This window comes from Candidatus Methylomirabilota bacterium (assembly GCA_036002485.1).
Taxonomy (GTDB): domain Bacteria; phylum Methylomirabilota; class Methylomirabilia; order Rokubacteriales; family CSP1-6; genus AR37.
Window position 1 is genome coordinate 1 of sequence record DASYTI010000025.1, and the last position, 10286, is coordinate 10286.

Sequence of the window (10286 nt, forward strand, 5' to 3'; positions counted from 1 at the left end):
CGAGTTCGTGCTGCCCTTCGAGCTTCTGGCCGTCCTGCTGCTCGTCGGGCTCCTCGGCGCGCTCTATTTCGCGAGGCCTGAAGAGTAGGCATGGGACTCGGCGCCTACCTGACCCTGGCAGCGCTGCTCTTCGCCATCGGCCTCTTCGGCGTCATCACCCGGCGGAACACCATCGGCATCCTCCTCGGCATCGAGCTCATGCTCAATGCCGTCAACATCAACCTGGTCGCCTTCGCGCGCTTCAACGCGGACGTGGTGGGGATGATCTTCACCGTCTTCACCATCTGCATCACGGTGGCGGAGGTCGCGCTCGGGCTCGCCATCACCATCCTGATCTTCCGGATCCGCCGCACCGTGGTAGCCGATCACCTGGACTTGCTCAAAGGATGAGGCCACCCTCATGAGCAATCCGGCCATCCTCGCCCTGACCGCCCTGCTGTTGCCCGCGGTGGCCTTTCTCGTCCTCGCCGTGGTGGCGCCCCTTCGCCGCCGCGGGCGCGCCGCCGGATATCTGTCGATCATCTTATCCGCCGCGGCCCTGGTCGCCGCCGTCGCCGCCTGGCGGGTGAGCGCGGCCGGCGGGTTTTCGGAACGGCTGTTCAGCTGGATCCCCGCCGAGGCGGGCCCGCTCGCCGTGGTCGGCGTGCTGGCCGACGGCGACTCCACGCTGATGCTCATCCTGGTGGCCCTGATCTCTTTCCTGGTCCAGGTCTACTCGCTGGGCTATCTCTCCGACGAAACGCTGCCCTCGCTGGGCCGGTACTACACCTACCAGTCGCTGTTCGCCTTCTCGATGATGGGCCTCGTGCTCGCGCCGAACTTCGTCCAGCTCTTCATCTGCTGGGAGCTCGTGGGGCTCTGCTCCTATCTGCTGATCGGCTACTGGTACACGCGGCCCGAGGCCGCCCGCGCCGCCGTCAAGGCCTTCTGGATCACCAAGGCCGGCGACACGGGCATGCTCGTGGGCATCGTGCTCCTCTGGTACCAGACGGGCACCTTCGACTTCCTCCAGCTCCTCCAGCTCGCGGATACGGGGCTCATCCCGCTCGAGGGCCTCGGCGTCATCACCTTCTGCATCTATCTGGGCGCGGCCGGCAAGTCGGCCCAGTTCCCGTTCCACGTGTGGCTGCCCGATGCCATGGAGGGTCCCACGCCCGTCTCGGCCCTCATCCACGCCGCGACCATGGTCACGGCCGGCGTCTATCTGCTCACCCGCATGGTGTGGCTCTTCAGGCTCACACCGGATGTCATGGAGATCATGGCCTGGAACGGCGCCTTCACCGCGCTTCTGGCCGCGGTGCTCGCGTGCGTCCAGACGGACATCAAGCGCGTGCTCGCCTACTCCACGGTCTCCCAGCTCGGCTACATGATGACGGCCATCGGCGCGGGCTTTGCCTCGGCGGGCTTCCTGCACCTCCTTACTCACGGCATCTTCAAGGCGCTTCTCTTCCTCGGCGCCGGCGCCGTCATTCACGCCGTGGCCACCAATGACATCTTCCAGATGGGCGGGCTGGGGCGGAAGATGCCGCAGACGACCATCGTCTTCGTCGTGGGCGCCCTCTCTCTGGCCGGCATCCCGTTCTTCGGCGGCTTCTTCTCCAAGGAGGAGATCCTCGGCGCCACCCTGGCCGGCGGCTTTCCCGGCGCCTTCGCCGTGCTCCTCTTCACGGCCTTCCTCACCGCTTTCTACATGTTCCGCGTGATCTTCATCGCCTTCGCGGGGGCGCCCGCGCCTGCGTATGGCTTTGCTGAGAGCCACGTCCACGACGCGCCGCCGTTCATGGCCCTGCCGCTCTGGATCCTCGCCGTGCTGGCGGTGGGCGTGGGCATCTTCCTCCCCTTCGTGCACTGGGAGTCCGAGTTCGAGGCGCATCACTGGATCACCTACGCGGCCATCACGGTCGCGGTGCTGGGCATCGCCCTCGCGTATCTCGTCTACCAGCGGCGCGCCATCAGCGCCGATGCGCTCGGAAGAATCTTTACGCCTATCCGCGTGGCCGCCCTCCACCGCTTCTGGCTCGATGACCTGTTTGCCGGGATCTATCGCGGCATCATGCTCCGTCTCTCTCGCGCGGTCGGATGGGTGGATCGCTATCTCGTGGACGGCGTGCTCAATGTGCTCTCGGCCTGGACCATCATGGCCGGCGACCGTCTCCGGCGCATCCAGACCGGCCAGCCACAGGACTATGTCTACGGCGTCGCTCTCGGAGTCATCGCCCTCCTCGTCTGGATGCAGTGGCCGCGCTGATGCGGGTCCCCGTCCTCTCCATCATCACGTGGGCGCCCTTCATCGGCGCCGTGCTCATCATGTTCCTCGCGCGCCACCGGCCGCTGCTCGTCCGCTGGCTGGCCCTGCTCTCCACCGGCACCTCGTTCGTGCTCTCCCTGGGCATCTACTGGGCCTTCGATCGCTCACCGGCCGACGCGCAGTTCTTCCAGTTCTACGAGGAGCTGCCTCTGGTCCCGCCGCTCGGCATCAACTACCAGGTCGGGGTGGATGGCATGAGCCTGCTCATGGTGCTCCTGACCAGCATCATCATCTTCGCGGGCGTCTTCGCCTCCTGGACGATCAAGGAGCGCAGCCAGGAGTTCTACGCCCTCCTCCTCGTGCTGGTGACGGGCGTCTACGGCGTCTTCGTCTCCCTCGATCTCTTCGTGCTCTTCCTCTTCTACGAGATCGCCGTGCTCCCCATGTACCTCTTGATCGGCATCTGGGGGACATCGGCCGAGATCCGGCCCCAGGGCATCTTCGGCTGGGCGCTCCGGCGGACGGGCGTGGGCACCAAGGAGTACGCGGCCATGAAGCTGACCCTGTACCTGCTCTTCGGGTCGGCCTTCATCCTCGTGGGCATCCTCGCCCTCTATGTCGCCGCGGGGTCGTCTACCTTTTCCTTCCTCGAGATGGAGGGGATCCAGTTCGATCGGGGATTGCAGTCCTGGGTCTTCCTCGCCTTCTACGTGGGCTTCGGCATCCTGGCGGGCATCTGGCCGCTGCACACCTGGTCGCCCGACGGCCACGCCTCGGCGCCCACGGCGGTCTCCATGCTCCACGCGGGCGTGCTCATGAAGCTGGGCGCCTATGGCGTGGTCCGCCTGGGTCTGGGCCTCCTGCCCGACGGCACGCAGGAGTGGGTGTGGCTCGTGGGCGCCATCGCCTGCGTCAATATCGTGTACGGCGCGCTCAGCGCCATGGCCCAGACCGATCTCAAGTACGTCATCGCCTACTCCTCCGTCTCGCACATGGGCGTGGTCATGCTCGGCATGGCGACCTTGACGGAGACCGGCCTCAATGCCTCCGTCTTCCAGATGTTCGCCCACGGCATCATGACGGGTCTCTTCTTCGCCCTCGTCGGCCTCGTCTACGAAAAGGCGCATACGCGCGCGATCTTCTCGATGGGCGGCTTCGGCCAGATGATGCCGGGCATCGCCACGGCCTTCACGGTGGCCGGTCTGTCCTCCCTCGGGCTGCCCGCCACGGCCGGTTTCGTGGCCGAGTTCATGACCTTCCTCGCCTCGTGGCAATCGGCGCAACCGTGGTGGCTCTTCCCCGCGGTGATCGGCGCCTTCCTGACCGCCGTCTACGTGCTCCGCGTCACCAAGCAGATCTTCTGGGGGCCCAGGCCCGCCGATCCGCACTTCCAGCACCTGTCTGATGCCCAGGGACCGGAATGGGTGGCTCTGGTCCTCCTGACCGCGACGCTCGTCCTCTTCGGGGTGGCCCCCGGCATCGCCATCGGGCCGGTGGACACGGCCACCGTGCCCCTGCTCCTTCGCCTGGGGGGCATACCGTGACGGCCGTCCCCCTGATTCCCGGCATGGCCCTGGAGATCGGTCTCGCCATCGTCATCCTGGTGGTCCTGCTCGGCGGCCTCACCTTGCGCGGGCCTGACAAGCGGCGGATCGGCGTGGTGGCCGCCGTCGGGCTCGTGATCCTGCTGGGCCTGGCCTTCCGCGTCGAGCCCGGCTCCGTGCTCTTCCGCGGCACCTTCGTCCAGGACGAGCTGGCGATCTTCTTCAAGCGCCTCTTCCTCGTGGCCACGCTGCTGGGCGTGCTTGCCTCGCTCAATCTGCGGGCGGAGACCTTCGCGCGCCGGGCCACCGAGTACTACGTGGCCATGCTCGCCTCCCTGCTCGGCATGTTCGTGCTCGCCTCGGCGCGCGAGCTCATCCTGCTCTTCGTGGCCTTCGAGCTCATGTCCATCCCGCTCTACGTCCTCTCGGGCTTCCGCAAGCGGGAAGGCGAGGCGGTGGAGGCCGCCCTCAAGTTCTTCCTGATCGGCACCGTCTCCTCGGCCTTGATCGCCTACGGGCTGTCCTTCATCTACGGCATCGCCTTGACCACGGACCTGGCCGGCGTGGTGACGGCGCTCCAGGACGGCCACCCGCTGCTGATCCTGGGCATGATCCTCACGCTGGGAGGCCTGGGCTTCAAGATCGCGGCCTTTCCCTTCCACATGTGGGTGCCCGATACCTACGAAGCCGCGAACACGCCCTTCGTGGCCTGGCTCTCCGTGGCGCCCAAGGCCGCGGGCTTCGTCGTCATGTTCCGTCTCTACCTCGAGGGCGTGGGCAATCCCGTGCTCCTCTGGGTGCCCGTCATGACGGGGCTGGCCGCCGTCACCATCGTGGCGGGCAACCTGATGGCCATCCCGCAGCAGAACATCAAGCGGCTCCTCGCCTACTCGGGCATCGCGCACATCGGCTACATGCTGGTGGGCTTCGCCGCCGTGTCGGCCTCGGGCGTGGCCATGATGCTCTTCTATCTGGTCGCCTACCTCTTCGGGAACATGGGCGCGTTCTTCGTGGTCGAGGCGGTGGCGCAATCGGACGGCTCCGAGGCCATCTCCGCCTACAGGGGGCTGGCTCAGCGTTCGCCCGTGCTCGCGCTGTGCATGCTGCTCTTTCTCCTATCGCTGGGCGGGATTCCCTTCGTGGCAGGCTTCTGGGCCAAGCTTTACGTCTTCTGGGCGGCCGCGGAGCAGGGGATGTACTGGCTGGTGCTGCTGGGCGCGCTCCTGACCGTGGTGGCGCTTTTCTACTACCTGCTGGTCGCCAAGCGCATGTACATCGACGCCCCCGAGCGGACGGAGCCGGTGCCGGTGCCGCGGCTCCTGGGCTTCTGCATCTTCGTCTGCGCGGCCGGCGTCGTGGTCATGGGCCTCTACCCCAAGCCCGTGGTGATGGCCGCGCTCCGCGCCGCCTCAGGCCTCTTCTAGCGACCTGAGCGCGGATGGCGACGGGTCAGACGCCTCGAACTCCCAGAGTCCCTCAACGGCTGTCAGGCGGCCCCACGCGGGCGAGGGCAACGCGATAGAACTCATGCCCGCGCATCTTGCGTGCCGCGTCTCTGTAGTAGAGCTCCCGGTACTCCGCGGCGCCTCGATCGCTCTCTAGGGACAGGCCGCGTGTGGCAAGGAACCCCGGCAACTTGCTCGGCTCCATTCCGAACGTCAGCGTCTCGCCGACTTTTGCAAGAGAAGCGAAAAGCCTTTCCGTACCGATGAAGGCGCCTGGCCTCCTTAGCACGTCGAGGTGAACATACGTGAAGAGGAGCAGGCTGCCGGACGATGCGCGCGAACACCATCGTAGAGTGGTGTCGACGGCGGCTTCCGTGAGGTAGTTGGTGACGCCTTCCCAGAGAAAGAACGTGCGCGTCGACTCGCGGTAGCCAGCCGCGAGCATGGCCGCCTCCAGGTCGCGCTGGTTGAAGTCGGTGCCCACGAACCGAACGTGGGTCGGCACGGCGGAAAGCGCGCGCGCCAGCGCCTTTCGTTTGGTTGTCTGTGTATCTGGGTGGTCGACTTCGAAGACGGTGATGCCGCCCAAGCCAGGCAGGCGGTACGCTCGAGAGTCGAATCCCGCGCCAAGGATGACGAGCTGCTCGGGGTGTTCTCCAAGGGAGGCCGCGATCGTATCGTCGATGAGCCTGGTGCGCGCGACCACGGAGGAACGGACGCCCGGCCAGCGGGTGTCGATGAACCATGGCGGGAACTTCCGAAGAACGGGAAGGCCGGCAAGTCGGGCGACGAGAGCGAACGGCCAGGTCAGGAAGGCTCGAGCAAGGGGATCTGTGAAAAGCCGTTGGCGCTCGGGGAGAGACGACTCGAGCGCGCGGAAGAGCGCGTTGTGTTCCGCGGTACGACTGGCGTGCCCTTCCCGCATGGACTCACCGCTTTTCGCTCAGGGCCGCACGGCGGGCGGGCTGCCCCGCTCAGCCCCGAGGCCGCGCGGAGCTCAGAATTCCGGCCAGGTCGCCCACGTCGATGAGCCGCGTCGTCCGCGTATTCCAGGCGACGCCGTACCAGACGTCATCGGTGCCGGACCAGCGCCGGATTTTGATCGTATAGGTCTCGCCCGGAATGGCGCGAAATTCGGCGATCTCGTAGCTATTGTCGTACGAGCCGCTGTACCCGACCAGGTTCCCTGCGCTGTCATACACCTTCAGGTCCAGGTCCAATGTGAGCACCGAGGCGATCGGGAGGGTCAGGCCGAAGATGTTCCACTCGATGACGTCAGAGTCCCAGGCGAGCGCAACCTTCACGGTCGTACGGCCGAAGAAGATCCGGCCGGGCACCGAGATGCGGTAGGAGAAGGTCGTCTCGCCGTTGCTGCCGATGTCTCTCGATCGCAGCGTGCCCACGTCCCATCCCCGGGCGGCGGGGGTGTTGTTGCGTCCCTTGCGCTGCTCGGCAATACGTACGGCGTTCAGCGTGTTCAGCGCCCCTGTCCCGTCCAGACCGTCGCCGCCGCTGCTCAGGTCACTCCACCAGGTGCCGGCGTCGGGATTGAGCTTCGCCGACGCGAGGTGGATAGCCCGGCAGCCTTCCGGCCAGGACTTGAGGGTACCGTTCACTTCCTGCACGCACGCGGTCGCACCGGCCACGGCGGGTGCGGCCATGCTCGTCCCGCTCAGCGTGAGGCCGACCGCCGCGACCCCCATGCCGTTCGCGGCGATCTCGGGGAGCTCCCGGTCTCCGTGATCGGTGTTCGGATTGCGAAACACCGTGTCACTTGCCATCCCGTTGGCGGAGTCGTTGTGGTTGGCGACGGTGAGACGATTGTACCCCTTGTGGTTGACGAACTCGGTGTCGGCGCCGTTGCCCGCCGCCTCGCAGATTGTCGGGTACGGCCAGTTGAGGGCGAGCCAGTCCTTGTAGATGTCGTCGAAGGACAGGTCACTATCCGTTTGTTCCGGGCCTCGGTGGAAGCTCTGGCTGATGACCGTACAGCCTCGATCCTGTGCCGCCCAGCGGATCGCGTCGAGGTCCTTGTCGTTGGCGGAGTGGAGCAGACAGTCGGGGGCGTGACCGTGGGGTTTGCCGCTCTCGCGGTTCTTGATGATCCCGTGCGTGTGTCGGGAATGCTGAGACGTTGCCGGGTCGGTGCGGTAGCGGGCCGTGATCCGCAGGTCGGTCGTGTCGTCGGGACCGTTCTCGTACACGGCCACCTTCACGCGGGAACCGGTGTATCCAAGGGCATGCGCTTCATCGGACTGGGCGATGGCGATCGAGTCTGAAAGATCCTCGAAGCCTTCGCGTTCGTACAGGAAGATCATTGATACGTCCTGAGCGTCAGCCAGGCGCCGTATCGTTTGGCGGTCCAGCTCGGCAAAGATGACCGGCGCCGCCTCGTCTGCCCGCACGTTCCTGGCCACCGCCGCCAGCCCGTACTGCTCCACGAAGCGTCGCGCCTGCTCCGAGAACGCTTTCCGGGCGCCCGCCTCCCCCGCTGGCATCTTCCCCGTCTCCCGGCGGTCGTTCTTCACCGGCTTGACGAAGGAGCCGGCGCGGAGCCAGATGGCAACGCTCAGCGGCTCGGTCCCGCCACCGGTGACGCGCTCGTGCAGGTTTGGCTGCAGCTTGCCGTAGCGGTCCAGCCGCGCCTTCATCACCTGTGCCCGCACCTGGTTGAAGTCCACGGGCCTGCCCGTCCGGTCGTAGGCGGCTTCCCAGGGCTTTCCGTTGGCGCGCTGGGTCCCTTTCATGAGCTCGTAGGTCGCGCCTTCACCCAACGGAGCGCGCCGAATGCTGTCCCCGTGCACCGCCACGCGCGAGTAAGACTCCACTCTCACATCCTTCGGAAACGGCGCCTTTGAATCGACGACGAAGAACGGCAGTTCCAGATCGGCGTCGATCCGCTGATTCTTGGGCGTGTAGAGATCGCTCACGTACAGCGTGTTCCGCCCGGCGGAGAACGAGTCATCGATCTTGACCACGACTCGACGCCCCTGATCGCTCGTCACGGGCTTGGCGCGCATCTTGTGGAGACGAAGACCCGAGGCGAGGGCGCGTTCGTCGATGGGCAGTCTCGACTCGAGCACGATCTCGGATCCACGAGGGACGATCTCGAAGGCGCGGATGTTTGTGGAGACGGTTTCCCGTCGACCGGCCTGTTTCCGCAATCGTTGAGCTGTCACGTGAATGTCCTTTCTTCTGGCCTGGCGGCAATGCTGGATACCCTCAGAATGCTGGATACCCTCAGAAGGATAGAGGCGAGTGTGGCCATCGCGACCGCCCTCGGACACCAAGTGATCCTGCGCCGCCGCAGGGTCATGGTCAAGGGGCGGGCGGAGGGCGAAAACCGGCCGGGAGCGCGTTCGAGGGCGCGGTCCCAAGCAGGGTCTGCTCGAATCGACGCTGGTCGTCCCCTCGATGTTTCGGCCGGCTGGCGCCGCGCTTGAAGGTCACGATGTTGCCGTAGGCGAGCCACACCTCTCCGGAGTCGCAGCGGATGGCGGCACCGCGGTAGCCGAGTGGAGGTGGAGACGGGGGCGCGATCTTGCTCGGGGGGAGCTGCTGCCAGATGCCCTTCAGGGTCTCGAGTTGTTCGTTGTCGAGCTCCCACTCGGGGTCGGGGCGGCCAGAGTAGATCAAGGCAGTAGCGGTGCAATGGGCCTTTCTCATCGGATCTTGATGTGTCCGTGCATCACGACCATGAAGGTGCAGAACTGAGTGTACATGCCGCGGTCAGCCGTGCGCGGGTCAGGAATGAGGTTGGTGCTATTGTCGACGTTGATGACGGGCGTCGTTCCTGGTTTGTGGCTCCAATAGCCGTTGCGCCCTTTGCGGTACCAGTGGAAGTCGATGCCGGGTGCGATGACCAGAGCGACGAGATGACCTTCGCCGGGGCATCGATTGTTCGCGAAGGGCCGCGCGATGAGCCCGTCGGCGATGGCCGCTGGCCTGACCGACGCGCAGGTGAGCTGCGTGTACATCGCGCCGGCGGCCGCGCCGGGCTGTGAACCGCCCGGAATCTGGTGGAACGTGTCGGTGCGGTAGTTCGAGGCGTAGTTGTAGCAGTTGTTTCGAAGTTGCCTTTGGCCGCCGTCGTTCCACCAGGCCGGTTCGTAGAGCGGCGCGCAGCGGCAACGGATTCTGACCGGCCATCGGACCTTGTGGGGGCGTGGCCAGCGGTGCCGGAGGTCGCGGAAACGGTCGATCTCTTTGCGCAGGATGCTCGGGAAGTCTCTTCCGAGCTTGAGCCGCCTGAGGAGATCGGTGCTGCCGCAGATGAAATCCTCGAGCGCTTGATCCGCCGTACGGATCGGGACGCGCGGCCGTGCCCCGACCTCCTCGATGAGGAGACCACGATAGCCGAGGGTGGGCACGGGCGGTAGATCAGCCTCGCGCTTCCCGGCCCTGCGCGCAGCTCTGAGCAGGGCGATTGCTTCGCGTGCGGGTCTGCCTGAAAGCTCGATGACGGGGTTGGGGCGTCCGCTGAAGATGTCGATGGTGATTCGCAGCGTTGGCATGTGCGCCTCCTTTTGCGACTTGCGCGTCCGAAGTTTGCCTCCTGCCCTTTCCAGCTGCGATACTTGTGCGCGCCGCGCCGAACCGACTCATCTTCCCACGAATGTCTTTCAGACAGTCGAGAAGGACTCATTGAATTCATTCTGCCCTGACGGTTGTGGATACGCGTCGCGGCGCTCAGGATGCCCTACTAGACTTGACGGTCTCGATGAGGCACCATACGCTTCGCAGTACCGCCGTTGGCCCCTGTGGTCTGACGAGCCCTACTTGAGGAGGCCACCCATCGCACGCACGTTGCTCGACAAGGTATGGGAAGCGCACACGGTCCGCACGCTGCCGTCCGGCCAGACCCAGCTCCTGATCGGCCTCCACCTCATCCACGAGGTGACGACGCCGCAGGCCTTCCAGATGCTCAAGGAGCTGAAGCTCAAGGTGCGCATGCCGGAGCGGACCTTCGGCACGCTCGACCACATCATCCCGACGACCGACCAGACCCGCCCCTACGCCGACCCCATGGCGGAGGACATGGCGGCGCAC

General features: G+C 65.9%; 9 protein-coding genes. 5 read left to right on the forward strand and 4 right to left on the reverse strand.

Annotated features, from left to right (window positions below; genetic code table 11):
- The first annotated feature begins 90 nt into the window (after window positions 1–90).
- Genes nuoK through VGT00_02830 form a run of 4 tightly spaced genes read left to right on the forward strand, consistent with a single transcriptional unit; the run spans window position 91 to window position 5216 of the window.
- Window positions 91–390 (forward strand): NADH-quinone oxidoreductase subunit NuoK, encoded by a 300-nt coding sequence (gene nuoK, locus VGT00_02815; GenBank protein HEV8530330.1) that lies wholly within the window; start codon window positions 91–93, stop codon window positions 388–390.
- Window positions 391–400: 10 nt separating this feature from the next.
- Entirely contained in the window at window positions 401–2248 is a 1848-nt protein-coding gene (gene nuoL, locus VGT00_02820) for an NADH-quinone oxidoreductase subunit L (protein HEV8530331.1), read from the forward strand.
- Window positions 2248–3792 carry an NADH-quinone oxidoreductase subunit M gene (locus tag VGT00_02825; GenBank protein ID HEV8530332.1) on the forward strand — a complete coding sequence of 515 codons (1545 nt, stop codon included), beginning with the start codon at window positions 2248–2250 and terminating at the stop codon, window positions 3790–3792. Before nuoL ends, VGT00_02825 begins: the two co-directional genes overlap by 1 nt.
- Window positions 3789–5216 (forward strand): NADH-quinone oxidoreductase subunit N, encoded by a 1428-nt coding sequence (locus tag VGT00_02830; protein HEV8530333.1) that lies wholly within the window; start codon window positions 3789–3791, stop codon window positions 5214–5216. The genes VGT00_02825 and VGT00_02830 overlap by 4 nt, the downstream gene beginning before the upstream one ends.
- A 52-nt stretch (window positions 5217–5268) precedes the next feature.
- Here the strand turns inward: VGT00_02830 and VGT00_02835 are convergent, their stop codons facing one another.
- The 4 genes from VGT00_02835 to VGT00_02850 are packed head-to-tail and all read right to left on the reverse strand — an operon-like array spanning window position 5269 to window position 9751.
- Window positions 5269–6162, reverse strand: coding sequence for an SAM-dependent methyltransferase (locus VGT00_02835; GenBank protein ID HEV8530334.1), 894 nt, complete (start codon window positions 6160–6162; stop codon window positions 5269–5271).
- Between the two features lie 49 nt (window positions 6163–6211).
- Window positions 6212–8524 (reverse strand): S8/S53 family peptidase, encoded by a 2313-nt coding sequence (locus VGT00_02840; GenBank protein HEV8530335.1) that lies wholly within the window; start codon window positions 8522–8524, stop codon window positions 6212–6214.
- Between the two features lie 31 nt (window positions 8525–8555).
- Window positions 8556–8873, reverse strand: coding sequence for a hypothetical protein (locus VGT00_02845; protein ID HEV8530336.1), 318 nt, complete (start codon window positions 8871–8873; stop codon window positions 8556–8558).
- A 26-nt stretch (window positions 8874–8899) separates the two neighbouring features.
- Window positions 8900–9751: a hypothetical protein gene (locus VGT00_02850; protein ID HEV8530337.1), complete on the reverse strand. Its 852-nt coding sequence runs from the start codon at window positions 9749–9751 to the stop codon at window positions 8900–8902.
- Between the two features lie 265 nt (window positions 9752–10016).
- Between VGT00_02850 and VGT00_02855 the strand changes: the two genes are divergently transcribed.
- The coding region (locus VGT00_02855; protein HEV8530338.1) for an aconitase family protein at window positions 10017–10286 on the forward strand (270 nt) is incomplete at its 3' end.

Excerpts from the sequence above, each read along its gene's own strand:
- VGT00_02850 (HEV8530337.1), bottom strand. The coding sequence starts at position 9,751 with ATGCCAACGCTGCGAATCACCATCGACATCTTCAGCGGACGCCCCAAC.
- VGT00_02825 (HEV8530332.1), top strand. The coding sequence starts at position 2,248 with ATGCGGGTCCCCGTCCTCTCCATCATCACGTGGGCGCCCTTCATCGGC.
- VGT00_02835 (HEV8530334.1), bottom strand. The coding sequence starts at position 6,162 with ATGCGGGAAGGGCACGCCAGTCGTACCGCGGAACACAACGCGCTCTTC.
- nuoL (HEV8530331.1), top strand. The coding sequence starts at position 401 with ATGAGCAATCCGGCCATCCTCGCCCTGACCGCCCTGCTGTTGCCCGCG.
- nuoK (HEV8530330.1), top strand. The coding sequence starts at position 91 with ATGGGACTCGGCGCCTACCTGACCCTGGCAGCGCTGCTCTTCGCCATC.